Here is an 18,048-nt window from a genome sequence, read left to right as displayed (position 1 = left end):
ATGGAAACCTTGAATTTTCTGATGCAGGGCTTTGGCGTCGCCATGACGCCGACCAACCTGATCGTGGCGCTGATCGGCACCCTGATCGGCACCGTGGTGGGTCTGCTGCCGGGTCTCGGGCCGATCAACGGCATCGCCCTGCTGATCCCGGTGGCCTTCGCCCTGGGCCTGCCGCCGGAGACGTCGCTGATCCTGCTGGCGGCGGTCTATCTGGGCTGCGAATACGGCGGCCGGATCTCTTCGATCCTGCTGAACATCCCCGGCGAAGCCGCGACCATGATGACCTGTCTGGACGGCTATCCGCTGGCACGGCAAGGCATGGCGGGCGTGGCCCTGTCGCTGTCGGCCTGGAGCTCCTTCATCGGTGCCTTCATCGCCACCTGTGGCATGGTGCTGTTCTCGCCGCTGCTGGCCAAGTGGGCGATCGCCTTCGGTCCGGCGGAATACTTCGCGCTGATGGCGCTGGCCATCCTCAGCCTCTCCGGCATGGCCGCCGAGAAGCCGGTCAAGACGCTGGTCGCCGCACTGTTCGGCCTGGCCATCGCCTCCGTGGGCATCGACGCCAACAGCGGCGTCTATCGTTTCACCTTTGACAACGTGCATCTGGCCGACGGCATCGACTTCGTGATCCTAGTACTGGGCCTATTCTCGGTGAGCGAACTGCTCCTGCTGCTGGAACAGACCCACCACGGTCAGGTGGCGGTCAAGGCTACCGGACGCATGCTGTTCAACGTGCGCGAAGCTCGCAGCGTATTCATGGTCAACCTGCGCAGCTCGGTGAGTGGCTTCATCATCGGCGTGTTGCCGGGCGCCGGCGCGACCTTGGCCAGTGCCCTGGCCTACACCACCGAGAAGCGCATGGCGGGTGCCGACGGCAAGTTCGGCAAGGGTGACCTGCGCGGCCTGGCCGCGCCGGAAACCGCCATCGGCGCGGCGGTGTGCGGCAACATGATTCCCATGCTGACCCTGGGCATCCCCGGCTCGGGCACCACCGCGGTGATGATCGGCGCCCTGACCCTGTACAACATCACTCCCGGCCCGCTGCTGTTCCAGAACGAGCCGAATCTGGTGTGGGGCCTGATCGCCTCGCTGTTCATCGCGAACGTGATGCTGCTGATCCTCAACGTGCCCATGGTGAAGATGTTCACCAAGATCCTCGATGTGCCGAACTGGTCGCTGGCTCCGGCCATCGCCATCATCACCGGCATCGGCGTCTACGCGGTGCACGCCACCACCTTCGACCTGGTGCTGATGGTCTGCGTGGGCATCTTCGGCTACATCATGCGCAAGCTGGACTTCCCGCTCTCACCGTTGCTGCTGGGCTTCATCCTCGGCGAGCTGATGGAGACCAGCCTGAGACGCGCGCTGTCGATCTCCAACGGCGAAGTGGGCATCCTCTGGCAGAGCGGCATCAGCCAGGTCATCTGGATCATCTGCATCCTGATGGTGGCCCTGCCCTTCTACCGTGCCTGGCGCAAGCGTCGCGCGCCCAAGGCCGCGACCGTCTGAGGTCGGCGACACCCGCGCCCGCGGCCGGAGTCCTTCCGCCCGCGGGCTTTTTCATTCAGGAAGATTTGAAGCTCTTCTTCGGATAGATGTCATAGCGGCTGGACTTGCCCTCCAGCACATAGCCCGGTTTCACCCCTTCGATGACCGGTGCCTTGCGCGGGCGCTTGACCACCACCCGGTGGCTGGCGCGGGCCAGGGCCGCGGCGAGCAACGCCGGGGCGTCCAGGTCATCGCCCACCAGCGGGCGGAACAGGCGCATTTCCTTCTTCACCAGAGCGCTCTTGTCGCGATGGGGGAACATGGGATCCAGATAGATCACTTCGGGCGCCTCGCCCTCCCCGCCCTGCAGATAGGCGGTGGAATCGGCCTGTACCAGGGTCATCAGGGCAACGATGCCGGCCGCCTCGGGGTCCCGCACCGCGCGGGCCAGGCCGTCTTCGAGCAGGGCGGCGATGAGCGGCTGCCGCTCCACCAAGGTCACCGGACAGCCCAGCGTCGCCAGCACGAAGGCGTCGCGCCCCAGGCCGGCCGTGGCATCGAGGATCCGCGGGCGGACGCCCGGCCCGACCCCGACCGCCTTGGCGATCATCTGGCCGGCACCGCCGCCGAACTTGCGCCTATGGGCCGCTGCACCCTCGACGAAGTCCACCCGCACCGGACCTGGCGCATCCGGGCCGCGCTGGACCAGTTGCAGCCCCTGGGCGCCGAACTGCAAGGCGAAGTCCTCGCTCGTGGCGGTGCCCAGGGGCAAGCCCAGGCGCGCGGCCCAGGCAGCGGCAGCCTCCCTGTAAGCGGGTTCCAAGGCTTCGACGATAAGCGCGGGGCTGGCGGTGGACATGGGCGACTCGATGGCGGGAAGACCGGTCATTCTACCGGCAGACGCGGAAGCCACCCATGTCGACATGGAAATGATCGCGGTGCGCCGCGTTGTAGTCAGGTCCCAGGGTGGTGTTGAAGGCGCGGCAGGCGCCATCGCGTACCAGGCGCAGGAAGCGCTGCGCCTTGGGATCGCCCTTCCAATCCCGCGCCACGCTGATCCGCCGGCCATCGGCCAGGCGCAGGCCGGCGATATCCAGGGCGTTGGCCGTGGCGTGCTGACTGCGTCTCCCGCTGGCCCGGCCATAGATGTTGCGGCAGGCGAAGCTGCCATAGTGCTCCACCTCGGCCACCCGCTGGCCATAGACGGCTTCGGCGGCGGGTTGTAGCGCCTGCCGCTCGAAAAGCGCGAAGCTGACCGCCAGGGGGCAGCTGGCAAGGAAGCTGCCGCTGAGTCTTACGCCTTCGCCGCGCTGGACACGCACCGTCCGCTCCAGGGGACAGTCAGCCGAACCGGGATTACCGCGCAGCTCGCGATAGCTGAGCGCCGAGGTCGCCAGGGACGCCGCGCAATAGTCGGCATCGGCTTGCAGGCGCCATAGCTTGATCCGGGTGACGGGGTTGGTGGATGCCTGGATGTCCAGTGGCGCCCAGGGATTGTAGGCCGGCGGAACAAGCAGCCAGCCCTGGTCGAAGGCTGTGTGTAGACCGCCATAGAGCAGGATGACGAGACCGAGCAGGTGTCTGGCTTTCATGCGGCGCGCCGAAGAGGATCGTCAAGCGAGAGACTTCATCTGACCGGAGCGGACCACGGGAATGCCGGCGAAAACGTCGCCAAACGTATCGCGACGAAGGGCGCGGACTAGAGCAGGCCGAGTTGTTCGGTGTCGGCGGTGGTCAAGGCGGGCAACTCCGGCAGGCCGGGCAATCGTTCGCGCAGTTGGGCATGGAATCTCAGCGCTAGCTCGGGCGCCTGGCGATTGTCCGGGGTATGGAGAAAGACATAGGGCGCCTTGCCCGCCTCGACCCAGTCCGCTACCCGGGTGATCCACTTGGCCAGGTAGTAGTCGTTGGCGGCCAGCTCCAGGCGGCCGATGAAGCGTACCTGGGGCTGCTCGCTGAATGCCAGGGCGCGCGCCGGTACTCGCGGCTTCTTGGCCTGGGCCAGGCGTACCGCCGGCTCACTCGGGTCGGCGCTGAACAGGGCGGCGGAATCCAGTCCAACGCGCTCCACGCCCAGCTCCATGAGCAGCCGGTTGAGGGCACGCTCGGTTTCGCCCTTGTCGAAGAAGGCCAGGTGTCGGACTTCGACGGCCAGGGCGCAGCGTGGGGCCATGGCCGAGAGAAAGACCCTCAGTTCATTGAGCCGGTCCGGACCGAAACCGGCCGGCAATTGCAGCCACAGCGGGCTGGCCCGCTCGCCCAGCGGCGCCAGCAGGTCGAGAAAGGTGCGGGCGCTGGAAAGCTGTACCCGCAGATCCTCGGCATGGCTGATGTCCCGGGGAAACTTGGCGCAGAAGCGAAAGCCGCTGGGCATCAGCTCGGCCCAGCGGCGGATGGTGTCCGCCGAGGGCCAGGCATAGAAGGTGGTATTGCCTTCCACGGCATTGAACACCTGGGCATAGCGCGGCAGGAAGTCACCTGGACGCAGGCCATGGTAGAGGCTTTCGCGCCAGGCGTTATCGTTCCAGGAAGGACAGCCGAGAAAGTACGGCAGCATCAGGCGTAGAGATCGAGGCCCACGACGCTGGAAGAGCCATCGGGCTCTGCGCCAAAGGCAGCGGTGCTGCCATAGCTGGCCAGGGCCTGCTGGGCGCGACCGGTGAGCTGGCTGGCGAAACGGCCTTCCCGTTCACTGAGCACCAGACCATTGGTATCGCCACGGCTGGTGTCGGTGGCAGCAGCCGCCTCGACCCGGCGCACAGGTGCGACATTGGGTTGGGGATTGCCCGCCGCCTCCTTGGCGATGGCATTCTGCCGGGCGTCCTCGTCCCGCGCCACTTCACGTACGGGTGTGACCGCGCGCGAAGAACGATTCAGGGGGTAGGCGGAGGAGGAATAGCCGCTGTCGATGCGCATGGCAGGTCCCGAACGGATGACGCTACTCTAAGTAGGGTCGAAAACTATGACAATCAAGAGCCGGACGTCCGTCACGATGGGCGGACGAGTGGCGTTCAGATCTTAGACGTCTGACCATTACCCCCTGGTTCCTTGCCATCAGACCGACTGTTTAGGAGTGGCGACCCGGTCACGCAGATAGACGGGTTGCGCGGCCTCGGACTCCGCCGACACGGCTTCGCCGCGCTGCCAGCCAACGGCGGCGAGCATTGCCAGATCCCATGCATGGGGCAGCAGGGTGGCATCCCTTTCGCCGAGCGGCACGGCCATGCGACCCTCGTAGCCCCAACCGGTCCCGGCGCCGAACCAGTCGCCCGTGGCGTCCTCGGGCAGGGCGATGGCTTCGGGCGCCAGCACGGCTTCCGCGCCTGCCAGGGCCATGGCCTCGCCTTCCAGGCGGTAGCAACCCCAGTAGACCTCGTCCATGCGCGCATCGATGGCCGCGGCCACCTGGGTCACACCCCGCTCGCGCCAGGCGCGCTGGGCGATGATCGCCAGATTCGACACCGGCAGCACCGGTCGATCCAGACCAAAGGCCAGGCCCTGCACCACGCCGATGGCGATCCGCACCCCGGTGAAGGCGCCAGGACCACGACCGAAGGCGATGGCATCCACCTGCGACAGACTCATGCCGGTCTCGGCCAGCACCTCTTGCACCATGGGCAGTACCCGTTGGGCATGCAGACGTGGCGCGATCTCGTAGCGATGGATGATCTCGTCGCCCAGGTGCAAGGCGACCGAACAGGCTTCGGTGGCGGTGTCGAGGGCGAGCAGGATGGACATGGGGGCGAATCCGCAACGATTAGGAGGGCTGCGCATTCTAGAGGAAGACGGGACCCAAGGGGACCCGCCCATCGCTCACGACACCAGGCCGGCGTCTTGAGCGGACCACCTGCGGGCGCAGGCGGTCGGAGTCGGGATCAGTTCAGGGCTTGCAGCACCTTGGCCGTGATGGCATCCACCGAACCCACGCCTTCGATGCGGCTGCATTTGGGCGTGCCCTGGGCGGCGCCCAGCTTCTGGTAGAACGCTACCAGCGGCTTGGTCTGGGAATGATAGAGCTCCAGGCGCTTGCGAATGGTGGCTTCGCGATCGTCTTCACGCTGTACCAGCGGCTCACCGGTCACATCGTCGGTGTCGGCGATCTTCGGCGGATTGTGCTGGACGTGATAGACGCGGCCCGAACCCGGGTGCACGCGGCGACCGGACAGCCGCTGGACGATTTCCTCGTCATCGACGGCGATCTCCAGCACGTGGTCGATCTTGACGCCTGCGGCTTCGAGCGCCTCGGCCTGGGGAATGGTGCGCGGGAAGCCGTCGAACAGGAAGCCCTGGGCGCAGTCGGCCTCCAGGATGCGTTCGCTGATCAGGGCGATGATGATCTCGTCGGAAACCAGGCCGCCGTTGTCCATGATGTCCTTGACCTGCAGCCCCAGGGGCGTGCCGGCCTTGACCGCGGCACGCAGCATGTCGCCGGTGGAAACCTGCGGAATGCCGAATTTCTCAGTGATGAACCGGGCCTGAGTACCTTTGCCGGCACCGGGCGCTCCCAGCAGGATTACGCGCATCTGTTGCTCCTTAGAATGGTCTCGGACTGGCAGCCCGCGCAGGGCGCTGTCGCGATGATTGTTGTCGACGACACGAGACGGCCAAAGGGACCAACCATACACAGCGCCCCCTGGCCGCACAAGTTACCAAGCGTCGCAGGTGCCGGGCCCGTCCAGACGACCCCGGGCACCGGCAAAAGCGACAGTCTGTTCAACCGGTATTACGCAGTCCCGCGGCGATACCGGCCACGCTCACCAGCAGGGCCTGATCGAGCGCCGCCGGCTGGCTTTCGCCCGCCGCCCGCGCCCGGGCCAGCAACTCGATCTGCAGCAGGTGCAGCGGGTCGAGATAGGTGTTGCGCACGGCGATGAACACCAGGGTTTCCGGATGGTGTTCGAGCAACTCCCCCTGCCCGGTCAGCCGCAATACCGCCACGCCCGCCTGGCGCAGCCGCTCGCGCAGCTGGCTGCCAAGCACCTGCAGGTCCGCCTCGACCAGGCGCTCGTCATACAGCCGTGCCAGTTCGGCCTCGGCCTTGGCCAGCACCATCTCCAGCATGTCGATGCGGGTCTGGAAGAACGGCCAGCGCTCGCGCATCTCGCGCAGCAGTGGCGACTCGCCCCGCCGCTCGGCCTCTTCCAGCGCAGCTTCCCAGCCGAGCCAGGCGGGCAGCATCAAGCGGGTCTGGGTCCAGGCGAAGATCCAGGGGATGGCCCTGAGGCTTTCCACCCCTCCCTCGCGGCGCTTGGCCGGCCGACTGCCCAGCGGCAGGCGGCCCAGCTCCTGTTCCGGCGTGGCCTGGCGGAAATAGGTGACGAAGTGCGGATCCTCGCGCACCACGCCGCGATAGGACTGCAGGCTGTCGCGGGCCAGGCGATCCATCTGCTCGCGCCAGGCCGGCTCCGGGGCTGGGGGCGGCAACAGCGTGGCCTCCAGCACGGCGCCCAGATAGAGCGCCAGATTCTGCTCGGCGATGGCCGGCTGGCCGAACTTGAAGCGGATCATCTCGCCCTGTTCGGTGGTGCGGAACCGCCCGGCAACCGAGCCCGGCGGCTGCGACAGGATGGCCGCATGGGCCGGACCGCCGCCCCGCCCCACGGTGCCGCCCCGGCCATGGAACAGCAGCAGTTCCACCTCGCGGCTGGCGCAGATCTCCACCAGTGCCTCCTGGGCGCGGTACTGGGCCCAGGCGGCCGTCAGGGTACCGGCGTCCTTGGCCGAATCCGAATAGCCGATCATGACCTCCTGGGGTCCGGCCAGGCGCTCGCGATAGTCGGGCAGGTCCAGCAGGCTGGCGATGGCGGTGCCGGCGTGATCAAGGTCGTCGAGGGTCTCGAACAGGGGTACCACGCGCATCGGCTGGCGCACCCCGCATTCGCGCAGCAGCAGCTGCACGGCAAGCACGTCGGAAGCCGCGCCGGCCATGGAGATGACATAGGAGCCCAGGGCATCGGGCGGCGAGGCGGCAATGACGCGACAGGTGGCGAGCACCTCCTGGGTATCGGCGTCGAGCTGGGCGTCCTGGGGCAACAGCGGCCGCCGGCCACTCAGCTCCCCACGCAGGAAGTCCAGGCGCTGCTCCTCGCTCCAGGCGGCGTAGTCGCCCAGCTTCAGGTAGCGGCAGATGTCGGCCATGGCCGCGGCATGCCGCGCGGCGTCCTGCCGAATGTCCAGCCGGACCAGATAGAGCCCGAAGGTACGCGCCCGGCGCAGGGTGTCGAGCAGGGAGCCGTCGGCGATGACGCCCAGACCGCAGCGCTGCAGGGAGTCGTAGCACAGCTGCAGCGGGGCGATCAGCTCGGCGTTGTCGCTGAGGATGTGACGGGCGCCGGCATGGGGGTCGGTGATCGCATGGGCGGCCCAGCTGCGGGTGATCTGCAGGCGTTCGCGCAGCACCTTGAGCACCTTGCGATAGGGCTCGGGGTGATCACCGGCCTGTTCGCGCAGGGCCGGACTCGCCGCCTGCATGGACAGCTCGGCGGCCAGCCGGTCGACATCGCGCAGATAGAGATCCGCGGCCATCCAGCGCGCCAGCAGCAGTACCTCGCGGGTGATGGCGGCGGTGACATTGGGATTGCCGTCGCGGTCGCCGCCCATCCATGACGAGAAGCGTACCGGGGCGGCCGTCAGCGGCAGTCGTTGGCCGGTGCGTTCCTCCAGGCAGACATCCAGATTGCGCAGCAGATTGGGCACCGCCTGCCAGAGCGAATTCTCGATCACCGCGAAGCCCCACTTGGCTTCGTCCACCGGCGTCGGGCGCTGGCGACGAATCTCTTCGGTGTGCCAGGCCTCGGCGATCAGCCGGCGCAGCCGCGCCTCGATGGCGGCCACTTCGGCAGCGCTCAGGTCACGATGATCGAGGGCGGCCAGCTGAGCGCTGATCTCGTCGTATTTCTGGATCAGGGTGCGCCGGGAGACCTCGGTGGGGTGGGCGGTCAGCACGAGGTCGATGTCCAGCGCCGCCACGCGCTCGGCCAGCTCCTGGCCGGAATGACCGGCCGCGCTCAGCCGTTCCAGCAACTCGGGCAGTACCTGCTGCTCGAAGGGCGGCGGCTCGTCCTCGGTGCGCCGTCTGACCTTGTGGTATTCCTCGGCAATGTTGGCAAGGTTGAGAAAGTGGCTGAAGGCCCGCGCCACGGGCAGCAGTTCGTCTTCGGCCAGGGTATCCAGGGTATCGCCCAACTGACGGGCGCCTTCCGCGGACCCGCCACGGGCGGCCTTGGCGCCCTTGCGAATCCGCTCGATCTTGTCGAGAAAGGCTGCGCCATGCTGGTCGGCGATGGTCTGCCCCAGGAGCTCACCCAGCAACCGCACCTGCTCGCGCAGGCGAACGTCGATTTCCACCATCTCGTGCTCCTTGAAAGTACCGGTTCGGACCTCACGGCAACCGCTGCGGTCTAGCGCAGAGGACAGCACCCTACTGCCACGGTTGCAAGCCCCGGTTTTTGCAGGGTGCCCAGCCGTGATCGGGCTGACCATCCGACCTTTGCCTAACCTTTCCGGAGATACCATGAAGATTCGCGAACTCGCTCACCAATGGGAGCAGCAGACCCCCGCATCCGGCGCGACCCGCAGCTACCGTCTCGACCTGGAGCTGGAGACCGCTGCCCGTCTCGAAGCCCTGTGCGAGCTCTACCCCCAGCGCACCCCCGAAGCGCTGCTCAGCGAATTGCTGGCGGCGGCGTTCGAGGAACTCGAAGCCAGCTTTCCCTACGTCAAGGGGGACGAGGTGGTCGCCACGGACGAACTGGGCGACCCCTTGTACGCGGACGCCGGGACGACGCCGCGCTTCCTCGAGTTGGCGCGTAAGCACCTGCATCAGCTGCAGACGAAAGACGGCGTCTAGACGCCGACCTGCACCTTTACCTACGGCGCTACCGCTCTGCCAAGCACTTCGGCGTCGGGCGAAATTCGATAGCCAGTGAACATTCTTGGCGGATGAGCGGTCACAGGATCAGACCGCAGCGCTGGACGAGGGCTGGTTACCAGCGCCCACTACGGCCCCCAAAAAGGACCGGGCAGGGCTTTCTTCCACTTGCGGCTTTTACTGACAAGGCGCCCGCCCTGCCCGTGCCGGCGGCGTGCTTTTAGGATCAACAACGGAGCTTGAATCCATGAAGAGTGCCACTGCCCAAAAGTCCCTGTCCAAAGCCTGCACCCTGAAACTGGCAGCCCTCGCGCTGGGCAGCTCGCTGTTGCTGGCCGGTTGCGCCGGCAATCCGCCGACCGCGCAGATGGCCGTGACCCAGTCCGCCGTCAACGAAGCCGTCAGCTCCGGTGGCAACCAGTTCGCGCCCATCGAGACCAAGTCCGCCCAGGACAAGTGGACGCAGGCCCAGACCGCGCTCTCCAACGAGAAGTACGACGAAGCCAAGCAACTGGCCGAACAGGCCGAGTGGGATGCCCGTCTGGCCACCCGCAAGACCCAGGCCGCCAAGGCCGACGCCGCACTCAAGGATGCCCAGAACAGCATCCAGCAGATCCGTGAGGAAGGTCAGATCAACCTGCAGCTCCAGCAGAACCTGCAGAAGAAGGTCCAGCAGTAAGCGACCGCCCCTTTCCTCCCTTCACGAATTCAAAGGACGACCATCATGCGTAAACACATTCTGATCCCTGCCGTGTCGCTGCTCAGCCTGGCCCTGGCCGCGTGCTCCACGCCGCCCAACCCCAACCTGGAACAGGCCAAGTCCGACTATTCCGCGCTGGAGTCCCAGCCCCAGGCTGCCCAGCTGGCCGCCCTGGAAACCAAGGACGCCGGTACCTGGCTGCAGAAGGCCGAGAAGGCCTACAAGGACGGTGAAAACGAGAAGACCGTCGACCAGCTGGCCTACCTGACCAACCAGCGCATCCAGACGGCCATGCAGACCATCAAGCTGCGCATGACCGAAGCCCAGATGCAGAGCGTCGACGCCGAGCGCACCCAGGCCCGCCTGGATGCCCGTACCGCCCAGCTCAAGCAGCTGCAGGATGCCCTGCAGGCCAAGCAGACCGAGCGCGGCACCGTGGTGACCTTCGGCAATGTGCTGTTCGACTTCAACAAGGCCGAACTCAAGCCCCAGGGCTATGCCAATGCCCAGAAGCTGGCCGAGTACCTGAAGCAGAATCCCGAGCGCAAGGTGATCGTCGAGGGTTACACCGACAGCGTCGGCAGCGACTCCTACAACCAGCAACTGTCCGAGCGTCGCGCCCAGGCCATCCAGACCGCGCTGATCAGCGCCGGTGTCGAGCCGAGCCGCATCCAGACCCGCGGCTATGGCAAGGCCTTCCCGGTGGCCAGCAACAGCAACGCCTCCGACCGCGCGCTGAATCGCCGCGTGGAAGTGACCATCTCCAATGATGCCAACCCGGTCGCCCCGCGCATGTAATCTCTGCGTAGGAGGACAAGACCCCGCCTAGGCGGGGTCTTTTTTTGTCCGCATTTCCTGCTAGCGGCGCTTGCCACCCAGCAGTGAGCCGAGCAGACCGCGTACCAGCTGGCGACCCAGCTGATTGGCCGCCTGCCGGGCCGCGCTCCTGATCGCCTGGCCAGCCAGTTCGCCTACCAGATCGCCCAGCGCACCGCCCTGCCCTTTTGGCGCCGTCTCGACCACAGGCGCCTCTGCGGGCAGGCGCTCGGCCTGGCGATCATGCAGGATCTCGTAAGCCGACTGACGATCCACCGGCCGGTCGTAGCGCCCCGCCTGGGGCGACTGACGAATCAGCGTCTGGCGCTCGTTTTCGCCCAGCGGACCGACCCGCGACTGCGGTGGCGCGATGGCCACCCGCTGGACCACCGCGGGAGTGCCCTTATCTTCCAGGCTGCCCACCAGGGCCTCGCCGATGCCAAGTTCGGTCAGCACCTGCAGGCTATCGAAGGCCGGGTTGGGCCGGAAGCCGTCTGCCACCGCACGCAGGGCCTTCTGCTCCCGGGCGGTGAAGGCGCGCAGGCCATGCTGGATGCGCAGCCCCAGCTGGGCCAGGATGGCGTCCGGCAGATCGGCAGGCGACTGAGTGACGAAATAGACGCCGACGCCCTTGGAACGGATCAGCCGCACCACCTGCTCCAGGCGCTCGCGCAAGGCCTTGGGCGTATCGCCAAACAGCAGGTGCGCTTCGTCGAAGAACAGCGCCAGTACCGGCTTTTCGGCATCGCCGCGCTCAGGCAGTTGCTCGAAGAGCTCGGCCAGCAGCCAGATCAGAAAGGTGGCATAGACCTTGGGTGCCTCGTGCACCAGCCGGCTGGCGTCGAGCAGATGAATACGCCCACGGCCATCGGCCTCGGGGCGCAGTACGTCTTCCAGTTGCAGCGCCGGTTCGCCGAAGAAGGCCTCGGCGCCCTGCTGCTCCAGGGTCGCCAGGCGCCGCAACAACGCCTGGGCCGAAGCGCCGGTGAACAGGGCGCGGTCTTCGCCAAGGATTTCGGGCTGTTCGCGCAGGTGATTGAGGACTGCTTTGAGATCCTTGAGGTCGAGCAGCAGCAGGCCTTCACGATCGGCCACCTTGAAGGCGGCGTGCAAGGCGGCCTGCTGGCTGTCGGTCAGTTCCAGCAGATTGCCCAGCAGCAGCGGCCCCATCTCGCTCAGGGTAGTGCGCAGCGGATGGCCGCGCTGGCCATCGATGTCCCAGAGCGTGACTGGATAGGCCTGGGGCTGATGTGGTAGCCCCTGGACAGCGATGCGCTCGGCCAGCTTGCCCTGGGGCGTGCCAGCTGCACCCAGGCCGCAGAGATCGCCCTTGATGTCGGCGGCGAACACGGCGACGCCCGCCTCGCTGAAGGCTTCGGCGAGGCGCTGCAGGGTCACGGTCTTGCCGGTACCCGAGGCCCCGGCGATGAGGCCATGGCGGTTGGCCAGCTTGAGAGGATGACCGAGGGGTTGACCATCGGACCGGGTACCAAGGATCAGCTGAGGCGTCGAGGGCATGGCGCAGCTCCGTAACGGTTCTGCGCCCAGCTTAACCCGAGTGCCGGCAGTGGTCAGGTGCGGTTGCGGATGCGCTCGACGATGGCGGTGGTGGAACTGTTCTCCACCAGGCCGAGGATGCGCACCTCGCCGCCGTAGCCCTGCACGATCTGGGCACCGACCACCTCTTCCACGCTCTTGTAGTCGCCGCCCTTGACCAGGACATCCGGTCGTACCTGTTCGAGCAGGCGCTCCGGGGTGTTCTCGCTGAAGGGGATGACCCAATCCACCGCCCCTAGGCCGGCCAGCACGGCCATGCGCCGGTCGACGCTGTTGATCGGCCGCCCCGGCCCCTTGAGGCGGGTGACCGAGGCGTCGTCGTTGACCGCCACGATCAGACGATCGCCTTGGGCGCGCGCCTGTTCCAGATAGGTCACGTGACCGGCGTGAAGGATGTCGAAGCAGCCGTTGGTGAAAACGATGTTCTCGCCGTGGGCGCGGGCATCCTCGATGGCCAGTTGCAGCTGTTCCAGGGTCAGGACACCGCGCTCGGAGCCTTCCGAGCGCTGTACCGCGCGCCGTAGCTCGGGAGCGCTGATGGCGGCGGTACCCAACTTGCCGACCACGATGCCGGCGGCCAGGTTGGCCAGGGCCACGGCCTGGGGCAGCTCCTCGCCGGCCGCCAGGGCGGCGGCCAGGGTGGAGATCACGGTATCGCCAGCGCCGGTGACATCGAACACTTCGCGAGCGCGGGCCGGCAGGTGCAATGCCGCCTGGCCAGGACGCAGCAGGGTCATGCCATGCTCGCCACGGGTCACCAGCAAGGCGCCCAGATCCAGGCGCGCCATTAGCTCATTACCCTTGGCGACCAGCTCGGCGTCGTCGGCGCAGACGCCGACGATGGCCTCGAATTCGGACAGATTCGGCGTGATCAGGCTGGCGCCGCGATAGATGGAAAAGTCCTTGCCCTTGGGATCGGCCAGCACCGGGATATTGCGCGCCCTGGCCAGCTGGATCAGCGCCTGATGGTTCTTCAGCGCGCCCTTGCCATAGTCGGACAGCACTAGCACCTTGACCCCGGCCAGCATGGCGGCGGTGTCCGAAGCCAGCGCCTGGGCATTGGTGTCGAAGGGCTCTTCGAAGTCGACACGGATCAGCTGCTGGTGACGGCTCATGATGCGCAGCTTGACGATGGTCGGCTGCTGAGCGATGCGCTGGAAGCGCACCTGTACATGGGCGGCTCTCAGGCTATCGGTCAGCGCATCGGCGGCCTCGTCCTGGCCGGTGACGCCAACCAGATAGGCCGGCGCGCCCAGGGCAGCGATATTGAGGGCGACGTTGGCCGCGCCACCGGGACGATCCTCGTGCTGGTCGACGCGCACCACGGGTACCGGCGCCTCGGGAGAGATCCGCGAGGTGGTGCCGTGCCAGTAGCGGTCGAGCATCACGTCACCGACCACCAGGACCGGCGCGAGATCGAAGCGAGGCATGGTCAGCTTCATAGGGACAGGCTCCAAAGCGCGAAAATGGCGGCGATCATAGCATAGGGGCCAAGGCGCCCCGGAAGCGCCTGCCAGTGGGGACGCCGGGCGCTCACGGCGCGCGGCGGCTGATCCAGAACAGTTCGTGACGGCGCACGGCCTTGCGGAAGAACTCGTCTTCGCCGGTGCGCGGCCAGCGGCGCCCGGCCAGCAGCCACTGGATGGCGCGGCGCAGCCGTTTCTTGGCCGGCAGCGGCACCAGCAGGTCGTGCTGCATGCCCAGGGCCATGGCCTTGTCCAGCCGCCGTTCGGGCGTCAGCAATGGACTCCAGGGTACCAGCGGCGTGGGCGTTTCGATGGCCGGCGGCAGGGCAATGCCGCCCTCGGCCGGGCCCATGGGCCAACGATCGTTGTCGTGCAGGTGGTTGGCGTAGAGCAGTTCGAACTCGGGCTGCCAGTCGCTCGCGCTCATGGCTTCGCGCAGGGCCTGGGTGCTGGCCACGTGATCGGCATGGGGATCGATCTCCGGATGCGGCAGCACCACCACCTCGGGGCGGAAGTGCTCCAGCAGGGCCACCAGATCCGCCACCAGATTGGGCCAGGTCGGGGTGCCATCGGCATCCCCAGGCAGTGTCAGGGCGTTATGGCCACGAGCGCTGCGAATATCGCTGTCACCGGACTCGCGGGAGCCGAAGGCGGCATCCGGCGCCTGACGCATGGCCGGCAGTTGCAGACAATAGTAGCCCAGCTGGATGCAACGCTCCGACGGCACCCCGCCCCACAGTGGGGTGGCCAGGCTGTCCCAGGTGCGCAGCCGGCCCTTGAGCCGGGCGGCTGCCTGACGGTCGAGACCCAGGCGCTGGTAATGCTCGGCCTCGATCTCGCCCTGGGTCAGGGTGACGATGCTGGCTTCCCGTGCCTGGCTGTAGAGCCCGAAGGCGGCTAGCTCAGCGTCGTCGGCGTGGGGCGCGATGACCATCACCCGCTTGGCGCTGAAATCCGGTTGGGCGAAGACGTGCAGACGCAGCTCGCCTTGCAGGCGACAGAAGCGGGTCCAGAGGTGCAGCTCGCCACGGCGCAGGGCCTCGGCGTAACCGCTGAGATTGACATAGCGACGTCCGGCGACGCCGCGCTCGAAGTCCTGACGGTCGCTATCGTCGCCCGCCCGCAGCCGCACCTGGGGATCCAGCAGTCGGCCGAGCCAGCCGGCACGCAAGCGGCATTCCATGAACAGCGTCAGCTCGCCCGGCGGCAACTCCACTGCCGCCAGCCGGCCCTGTTGCAGAAGGAGGCCCAGCACCAGGGTATCGGCGGGGAACTGGTAGCTGTAGTTGTCGCGCGGCGAATAGAAGAGGTGATCGGCGAACCAGGCCTCGTGGCCGAGCCAGACCAGCAGCGCCAGCAGCGGCGCGCTCCACCAGGGCCCCAGCAGCAGACAGCCGAGCAGCACCCCGACGATGACCAGCAGGGCCAGCCGCTTGTGCCGGCGATGACGTTTGAGCAAGGCTTGTTTGCGGGCGCTCATCTCAGCTCTCGAAGACGGTAACGCGGTGGCACCAGCGATCCTTGTAATCGCGGTCGGCACGGCCGAAGGAGTAGCGTAGCGCCTTGCCCAGGGCCCGGGCATCCTGCCAGGCGGCCTGGGTGTTCAGATAGGTGAGGACGCTACCGGGACTCAGGTCGCTGGAAGCGGGGTCGACACCGCCGTTGACGTACTCGACGCTGATCCATTCAGGCGCTTCCACCCGATAGAGCACCTGGATGGCCACGGGGCGCTCGCCGAGCATCAGCAGCGAACCGGTCATGAATTCGCGCAGCAGGGCGAACACCTCGGCCAGGCGCTCCTTGCCCGGCACCTCGAAGCCCCAGCGCGCCTCGAACAGCTCTGCATAGATCCGCGCCTGCTCGGTGCTATCCAGTTCGGCCATGGGTATGGCGCGGCCGCCAGCATCTTCAAAGAGCCGCTGCTCGCGGCGCTGGTTGTAACGGAACTTCTTCGACCAGGCTTCCGGCTCGCGGAGCATGGCCAGCTCTTCGCTCTGCCGCCGCAGACCGGCGAAGCGCTCGGCGCACAGCGGCGACAGGTAGCGGGCGCGCTGGCGCAGGGGGGCAGCAGCGCCCGCAGCGGCAGGCAGGATGATCTCGGCGTTGCCCAGGTCGAACAGGGCGCGCTGGCGGCGTTTCTTCAGCACGGTGCGCGAGAGCGCCAGTTCGCGCCCCCAACAGGGCACCGCGGCCTGCCAGCCATCCTCGCCGGGCCAGCCCAGGTAACGCACTGGAATCCCGGCCAGCTCGGCCAGGCGCGCGATGATCTCGGGGTGAGTCGCGACACTGCCGCCATGGCGCTGCCAGGTGGCGGCGTAGTCGGCGGCGGAAATCGTCGTCCAGCCGCGTTCGCGCCAGAAACGGAATCTATTCAGCATGGGACGCGGGCGCCGCAGGGGCGACTTCCTCGAATTGCTTGGCGTGCAGGCGCGCGTAGTAGCCATTGAGCGCCAACAGCTCGTGGTGGCTACCGCGCTCGACGATGCGGCCGTTGTCCATGACCAGAATCAGGTCGGCCTTCTCGATGGTCGAGAGGCGGTGGGCGATCACCAGGGTGGTGCGGCCCTGCATGACCCGGTCCAGCGCCGCCTGGATGTGACGCTCGGATTCGGTATCCAGCGCCGAGGTGGCCTCGTCGAGGATCAGCAGCGGCGCGTTCTTCAGCAGCGCCCGGGCAATGGCCAGCCGCTGACGCTGACCGCCGGAGAGCAGCACGCCGTTCTCGCCGACCTGGGTGTCGTACTGCTGCGGCAGGCGCTGGATGAATTCGTCGGCATAGGCCGCCTCGGCTGCCGCCTTGACCTGGTCCATGGGCGCCCCGGCCAGGTCGCCATAGGCAATGTTGTTGGTGACGCTGTCGTTGAACAGGGTGACATGCTGGGTCACCAGGGCAATGTGCCGGCGCAGGTTGTTCAGTCGATAGTCCTGGATCTCCAGGCCGTCGAGGAGGATCTCGCCCTCTTCATGCTGATAGAAGCGCGGAATGAGATTGGCAAGGGTCGACTTGCCACTGCCCGAGCGGCCCACCAGGGCCACCATCTGCCCAGGCTCGGCGGCGAAGTCGATCCCTTCCAGTACGGGCTTGTCGGTGCCCGGGTAACGGAAGGTCAGGTTGCGTACTTCAAGGCGACCCTGGACGCGCTCGCGCTCTTCGCGGCCATCGTCACGCTCGGCGGGCTCGTCGAGCTGTTCGAAGATGCTTTCCGCACCGGCCACGCCGCGCTGGATGGTGGAACTGACCTCGGAGAGCTGGCGGATCGGCTTGGGCAAGAGGCCGGCCATGGTGATGTAGGCGACTAGGTCACCGGCAGAGGCTTCGCCGCGCAGCCAGAGCACCAGGAACATCAGCACCGCCATGGCCGAGTAGATCACCAGCTGCAGCATGGGCGTATAGACCGCGCCGGTCTTGGTCATGGTCAGCTGCTTGTCGGTGTTGGCCATGCTGGAATCGAGGAAGCGCTGCTGCTCGTAGGTCTCGCCGCCAAAGCTGCGCACCACCCGATAGCCCTGGATGGCCTCAGAGGTGATGTGGGTGACGTCACCCATGGCCGACTGGATCTTGCTGCTCTGCTTGCGGAACTTGCGACTGGCGCTGGTCACCATCAGGGCGATCAGCGGCAGGATGGCGACCATCACCAGGGTCAGCTTCCAGTTCATCCACAGCAGGGATGCGAACAGGAAGATCACGGTCATGCCCTCGCGGATCACCACCTTGATGGCATCTGTGGCCGCACCGGTGACCATGGTGACGTTGAAGGTGATGCGCGAGATCAGGTGACCCGAATTGTTCTCATCGAAGTAACGATTGGGCAGACGCAGCATGTGGTTGAACAGCGCTACCCGCAGGTCGTGCACCAGCCCCAGTGAAACCCGTGCCAAAAAATAGTTGCCGAGAAAGGAACCCACGCCCTGCCAGGCGGCGATCAGGATGATCATCAGCGGCACCGCTTGTACCAGGTGCAGGCCACCGACAATGGGCCAGCCCGGGAACATGGAGGCGTTGGGATTGTTCAGGCCATCGACGAAGTACTTGAGGATGCCGGCCAGCATCGGCTGGGTAGAGGCGAAGATCAGAAAGCCGACGATACTCAGGGCGAACATGCCGATGTAGGGCCGCACGTAGCCGAGCAGGCGGAAATATAGCCGTAAGC

The 18,048-nt window shown here is 66.7% G+C and carries 16 protein-coding genes; 4 read left to right on the top strand and 12 right to left on the bottom strand.

Annotated features, from left to right (window positions below):
* Window positions 1-1,509, top strand: a complete 1,509-nt coding sequence (locus tag APT59_RS04390) for a tripartite tricarboxylate transporter permease (RefSeq protein WP_059313737.1) — start codon at window positions 1-3, stop codon at window positions 1,507-1,509.
* 55 nt (window positions 1,510-1,564) lie between these two features.
* Here APT59_RS04390 and APT59_RS04385 read toward each other — a convergent pair whose 3' ends face one another.
* From APT59_RS04385 to ppc, 7 genes are all read right to left on the bottom strand, one after another.
* Window positions 1,565-2,347 carry a class I SAM-dependent methyltransferase gene (locus tag APT59_RS04385; RefSeq protein WP_059313736.1) on the bottom strand — a complete coding sequence of 261 codons (783 nt, stop codon included), beginning with the start codon at window positions 2,345-2,347 and terminating at the stop codon, window positions 1,565-1,567.
* 31 nt (window positions 2,348-2,378) lie between these two features.
* The gene (locus APT59_RS04380) at window positions 2,379-3,080 is read right to left on the bottom strand and encodes an extensin family protein (RefSeq protein WP_059313735.1); all 702 of its coding nucleotides are present in this window, start codon (window positions 3,078-3,080) and stop codon (window positions 2,379-2,381) included.
* Window positions 3,081-3,187: 107 nt separating this feature from the next.
* Window positions 3,188-4,045: a DUF72 domain-containing protein gene (locus APT59_RS04375; RefSeq protein ID WP_059313734.1), complete on the bottom strand. Its 858-nt coding sequence runs from the start codon at window positions 4,043-4,045 to the stop codon at window positions 3,188-3,190.
* Window positions 4,045-4,404, bottom strand: coding sequence for a hypothetical protein (locus APT59_RS04370; RefSeq protein WP_059313733.1), 360 nt, complete (start codon window positions 4,402-4,404; stop codon window positions 4,045-4,047). The genes APT59_RS04375 and APT59_RS04370 overlap by 1 nt, the downstream gene beginning before the upstream one ends.
* A 138-nt stretch (window positions 4,405-4,542) precedes the next feature.
* Window positions 4,543-5,226: a tRNA (adenosine(37)-N6)-threonylcarbamoyltransferase complex dimerization subunit type 1 TsaB gene (gene tsaB, locus APT59_RS04365; RefSeq protein ID WP_059313732.1), complete on the bottom strand. Its 684-nt coding sequence runs from the start codon at window positions 5,224-5,226 to the stop codon at window positions 4,543-4,545.
* A gap of 137 nt (window positions 5,227-5,363) precedes the next feature.
* The gene (gene adk / locus APT59_RS04360) at window positions 5,364-6,011 is read right to left on the bottom strand and encodes an adenylate kinase (RefSeq protein WP_059313731.1); all 648 of its coding nucleotides are present in this window, start codon (window positions 6,009-6,011) and stop codon (window positions 5,364-5,366) included.
* Between the two features lie 190 nt (window positions 6,012-6,201).
* Window positions 6,202-8,838 carry a phosphoenolpyruvate carboxylase gene (gene ppc, locus APT59_RS04355; RefSeq protein WP_059313730.1) on the bottom strand — a complete coding sequence of 879 codons (2,637 nt, stop codon included), beginning with the start codon at window positions 8,836-8,838 and terminating at the stop codon, window positions 6,202-6,204.
* 163 nt (window positions 8,839-9,001) lie between these two features.
* Here ppc and APT59_RS04350 point away from each other — a divergent pair, with 163 nt between their 5' ends.
* The 3 genes from APT59_RS04350 (at window position 9,002) to APT59_RS04340 (ending at window position 10,856) form a co-directional block, all read left to right on the top strand.
* A complete protein-coding gene (locus APT59_RS04350) occupies window positions 9,002-9,337 on the top strand; it encodes a hypothetical protein (RefSeq protein ID WP_059313729.1) in 336 nt (111 codons plus the stop codon).
* A gap of 268 nt (window positions 9,338-9,605) precedes the next feature.
* Window positions 9,606-10,037, top strand: coding sequence for a DUF4398 domain-containing protein (locus APT59_RS04345; protein WP_007161972.1), 432 nt, complete (start codon window positions 9,606-9,608; stop codon window positions 10,035-10,037).
* 45 nt (window positions 10,038-10,082) lie between these two features.
* Complete coding sequence (locus tag APT59_RS04340) at window positions 10,083-10,856, top strand: OmpA family protein (protein ID WP_059313728.1); 774 nt, start codon at window positions 10,083-10,085, stop codon at window positions 10,854-10,856.
* Between the two features lie 60 nt (window positions 10,857-10,916).
* Here the strand turns inward: APT59_RS04340 and APT59_RS04335 are convergent, their stop codons facing one another.
* The 5 genes from APT59_RS04335 to msbA all read right to left on the bottom strand — a co-directional run bounded on the left by APT59_RS04335 (window position 10,917) and on the right by msbA (window position 17,998).
* Window positions 10,917-12,392, bottom strand: coding sequence for a helicase HerA-like domain-containing protein (locus tag APT59_RS04335; RefSeq protein ID WP_059313727.1), 1,476 nt, complete (start codon window positions 12,390-12,392; stop codon window positions 10,917-10,919).
* Window positions 12,393-12,445: 53 nt separating this feature from the next.
* Complete coding sequence (gene hldE, locus APT59_RS04330) at window positions 12,446-13,873, bottom strand: bifunctional D-glycero-beta-D-manno-heptose-7-phosphate kinase/D-glycero-beta-D-manno-heptose 1-phosphate adenylyltransferase HldE (protein ID WP_059313726.1); 1,428 nt, start codon at window positions 13,871-13,873, stop codon at window positions 12,446-12,448.
* Window positions 13,874-13,964: 91 nt separating this feature from the next.
* Window positions 13,965-15,377 (bottom strand): PIG-L deacetylase family protein, encoded by a 1,413-nt coding sequence (locus APT59_RS04325; RefSeq protein ID WP_059313725.1) that lies wholly within the window; start codon window positions 15,375-15,377, stop codon window positions 13,965-13,967.
* Window position 15,378: 1 nt separating this feature from the next.
* Window positions 15,379-16,275 carry a GNAT family N-acetyltransferase gene (locus APT59_RS04320; RefSeq protein WP_059313724.1) on the bottom strand — a complete coding sequence of 299 codons (897 nt, stop codon included), beginning with the start codon at window positions 16,273-16,275 and terminating at the stop codon, window positions 15,379-15,381.
* A complete protein-coding gene (gene msbA, locus APT59_RS04315; protein ID WP_420480498.1) occupies window positions 16,265-17,998 on the bottom strand; it encodes a lipid A export permease/ATP-binding protein MsbA in 1,734 nt (577 codons plus the stop codon). The genes APT59_RS04320 and msbA overlap by 11 nt, the downstream gene beginning before the upstream one ends.
* Between the last annotated feature and the right edge of the window lie 50 nt (window positions 17,999-18,048).

It is taken from the genome of Pseudomonas oryzihabitans (assembly GCF_001518815.1).
Taxonomy (GTDB): Bacteria; Pseudomonadota; Gammaproteobacteria; order Pseudomonadales; family Pseudomonadaceae; genus Chryseomonas; species Chryseomonas oryzihabitans_E.
The sequence above is the reverse complement of the archived record's forward strand: the minus strand, read 5'-3'. Positions and strand labels throughout refer to the sequence as shown.

Excerpts from the sequence above, each read along its gene's own strand:
- APT59_RS04390 (WP_059313737.1), top strand. The coding sequence starts at position 1 with ATGGAAACCTTGAATTTTCTGATGCAGGGCTTTGGCGTCGCCATGACG.
- APT59_RS04385 (WP_059313736.1), bottom strand. The coding sequence starts at position 2,347 with ATGTCCACCGCCAGCCCCGCGCTTATCGTCGAAGCCTTGGAACCCGCT.
- APT59_RS04380 (WP_059313735.1), bottom strand. The coding sequence starts at position 3,080 with ATGAAAGCCAGACACCTGCTCGGTCTCGTCATCCTGCTCTATGGCGGT.
- APT59_RS04375 (WP_059313734.1), bottom strand. The coding sequence starts at position 4,045 with ATGCTGCCGTACTTTCTCGGCTGTCCTTCCTGGAACGATAACGCCTGG.
- APT59_RS04370 (WP_059313733.1), bottom strand. The coding sequence starts at position 4,404 with ATGCGCATCGACAGCGGCTATTCCTCCTCCGCCTACCCCCTGAATCGT.
- tsaB (WP_059313732.1), bottom strand. The coding sequence starts at position 5,226 with ATGTCCATCCTGCTCGCCCTCGACACCGCCACCGAAGCCTGTTCGGTC.
- adk (WP_059313731.1), bottom strand. The coding sequence starts at position 6,011 with ATGCGCGTAATCCTGCTGGGAGCGCCCGGTGCCGGCAAAGGTACTCAG.
- ppc (WP_059313730.1), bottom strand. The coding sequence starts at position 8,838 with ATGGTGGAAATCGACGTTCGCCTGCGCGAGCAGGTGCGGTTGCTGGGT.
- APT59_RS04350 (WP_059313729.1), top strand. The coding sequence starts at position 9,002 with ATGAAGATTCGCGAACTCGCTCACCAATGGGAGCAGCAGACCCCCGCA.
- APT59_RS04345 (WP_007161972.1), top strand. The coding sequence starts at position 9,606 with ATGAAGAGTGCCACTGCCCAAAAGTCCCTGTCCAAAGCCTGCACCCTG.
- APT59_RS04340 (WP_059313728.1), top strand. The coding sequence starts at position 10,083 with ATGCGTAAACACATTCTGATCCCTGCCGTGTCGCTGCTCAGCCTGGCC.
- APT59_RS04335 (WP_059313727.1), bottom strand. The coding sequence starts at position 12,392 with ATGCCCTCGACGCCTCAGCTGATCCTTGGTACCCGGTCCGATGGTCAA.
- hldE (WP_059313726.1), bottom strand. The coding sequence starts at position 13,873 with ATGAAGCTGACCATGCCTCGCTTCGATCTCGCGCCGGTCCTGGTGGTC.
- APT59_RS04325 (WP_059313725.1), bottom strand. The coding sequence starts at position 15,377 with ATGAGCGCCCGCAAACAAGCCTTGCTCAAACGTCATCGCCGGCACAAG.
- APT59_RS04320 (WP_059313724.1), bottom strand. The coding sequence starts at position 16,275 with ATGCTGAATAGATTCCGTTTCTGGCGCGAACGCGGCTGGACGACGATT.
- msbA (WP_420480498.1), bottom strand. The coding sequence starts at position 17,998 with ATGTTCGCCCTGAGTATCGTCGGCTTTCTGATCTTCGCCTCTACCCAG.